The sequence below is a fragment of the Nocardia sp. NPDC059764 genome (assembly GCF_042732555.1).
Classification (GTDB): domain Bacteria; phylum Actinomycetota; class Actinomycetes; order Mycobacteriales; family Mycobacteriaceae; genus Nocardia.
Genome location: NZ_JBHWHH010000346.1, coordinates 1 through 2,022 on the forward strand (window position 1 = coordinate 1; position 2,022 = coordinate 2,022).

At 71.6% G+C, this 2,022-nt stretch carries 2 protein-coding genes; both read left to right on the plus strand.

What is annotated here, in order from left to right:
- The first annotated feature begins 127 nt into the window (after positions 1–127).
- Positions 128–664: an acetyl-CoA carboxylase biotin carboxyl carrier protein gene (locus ACFV4K_RS35555; RefSeq protein ID WP_379280675.1), complete on the plus strand. Its 537-nt coding sequence runs from the start codon at positions 128–130 to the stop codon at positions 662–664.
- Complete coding sequence (locus tag ACFV4K_RS35560) at positions 661–2,010, plus strand: acetyl/propionyl/methylcrotonyl-CoA carboxylase subunit alpha (protein ID WP_379280676.1); 1,350 nt, start codon at positions 661–663, stop codon at positions 2,008–2,010. Before ACFV4K_RS35555 ends, ACFV4K_RS35560 begins: the two co-directional genes overlap by 4 nt.
- Positions 2,011–2,022 lie beyond the last annotated feature (12 nt).

Below are 2,022 nucleotides of genomic sequence, written 5' to 3' on the forward strand. Positions count from 1 at the left end.
TGCTCCCGCAGGACCAGATGAGCCTGATCACCGCGCGCCACGCGCGATTCCGCCGCTTCGGCGCCGACAGTGCCGTGCTCGCCGACCTCCCGGCCGAGCAGCCTCGTTTCCTGGAAAGGGAAGTGTGATGACCCCCGCGAACCTCGAAACCGTCGATACCGTCACCGTGCTGGCCGACAGCGTGCTCGCGGTGGCCGCGCGGGCGGACCGCCCGCCACTCTCGATCCGGGTGGCGGCCGGGGAGTTCCAGATCGAGGTGACCTGGCCCGAGCGTGTGGCGGGCGCGGCCCGGGAACCGATCGCCGCCACCTCGAACGGCGGCATCTGGCACGCCGGCGCTGGCCCGGAGCCCGGTGCGACCGCGGGCTCCGGCGGCAGCGCACCGGCCGAATCCGGCGTCACCGACACCGATGTCGCCACCTTCCCGCTGACCGCGTCGATGGTCGGCGTCTTCTATCACGCGCCCGAGCCGGGCGCCGACCCCTTCGTCACCGTCGGCGCGACCGTGGCGCGGGGGCAGCAGATCGGCATCATCGAGGCGATGAAGCTCATGGTCCCGATCCAGGCGGATCGTGCGGGCGTGGTGGAGCAGATCCTGGTGCCCGACGCCACCGCGGTCGAATTCGGTCAGCCGTTGCTGCTGCTGCGCGAGGCCGGCCGATGATCACCTCGGTCCTCATCGCCAACCGCGGCGAGATCGCGTTGCGCGTGGCGCGCACCTGCCGCGAACTGGGCCTGCGCTCGATCGCGGTCTACACCAGCGCCGACGCCGACAGCGCGGTGGTGCGTTTCGCCGACGAGGCGATCCGCATCGGGTCCGGCCCGGCCAAGTCCAGCTATCTGCACATTCCCGCGATCATCGAAGCCGCCCGGATGTCCGGGGCGGACGCCGTGCATCCGGGGTACGGATTCCTCTCCGAGGACCCGGATTTCGCCGAAGTGTGTGCGGCCGAAGGCATCACCTTCATCGGCTGCCCGGCCAAGGTGATGGCCGAGCTCGGCGACAAGGCCCGCGCCCGCGCCACCATGCTCGACGCGGGACTGCCGCTGCTGCCCGGCAGCCGGGACCCGATCACCGATCCGGAGGCGGCCGCCGCGTTCGCGGGCGAGATCGGCTACCCGGTGATCGTGAAGGCGGTCGCGGGCGGCGGCGGTCGCGGCATGGCGGTGGTGCGCGATCCGGCCGCGTTCCCCGAGGCCTTCGCCCGCACCCGCGCCACCGCGCTCGCCGTCTTCGGCGACGGCCGGCTCTACGTCGAGCGCTACCTGGAATCGGCTCGGCACGTGGAGATCCAGGTGCTGGCCGACGCGCACGGCACCGTGGTGCACCTGGGTGCGCGCGACTGCTCGCTGCAACGCCGCCACCAGAAGCTGGTGGAGGAATCCCCCGCTCCCGGTATCCCCGCCGAGGTGCTCGAGGACATGGGCGCGCTGGCCGTGCGCGGCGCGCTCGCCTCCGGCTACGTCGGTGCGGGCACCTTCGAGTTCCTGCTCGACCCCGGCGATCACCGCTTCTACTTCATGGAAGTGAATTGCCGTCTGCAGGTGGAGCATCCGGTGACCGAGATGGTGACCGGCATCGACCTGGTGCACGAGCAGATCCGCATCGCCGCCGGGGAAGAGCTCGGCTACACCCAGGACGACATCGCGCCGCAAGGCGTCGCGCTGGAATGCCGGATCAATGCCGAGAATCCGGCCCGCGACTTCGCGCCCACCCCCGGCGAGCTGACCGAGTGCGAGCTGCCCGGCGGGCCGTTCGTGCGGGTGGACAGCCACGCCCGCCTCGGCTATCGCGTTCCCGCGCTCTACGATTCGCTGCTGGCGAAGATTGTCGTGTGGGCTCCCGACCGGGTCACGGCCATCGCGCGCATGCGCCGGGCGCTGGCCGAGCTCCGCATGGGCGGGCCCGCGGTCGCGACGACCGCCGCGTTCGTGGACGGCCTCATCGATCACGAGCGGTTCCGGGAGGTCCGCCACGACACCACCCTGGTTGCCTCGCTCGGCTCATGACATCGGGTGGAT

Excerpts from the sequence above, each read along its gene's own strand:
- ACFV4K_RS35560 (WP_379280676.1), top strand. The coding sequence starts at position 661 with ATGATCACCTCGGTCCTCATCGCCAACCGCGGCGAGATCGCGTTGCGC.
- ACFV4K_RS35555 (WP_379280675.1), top strand. The coding sequence starts at position 128 with ATGACCCCCGCGAACCTCGAAACCGTCGATACCGTCACCGTGCTGGCC.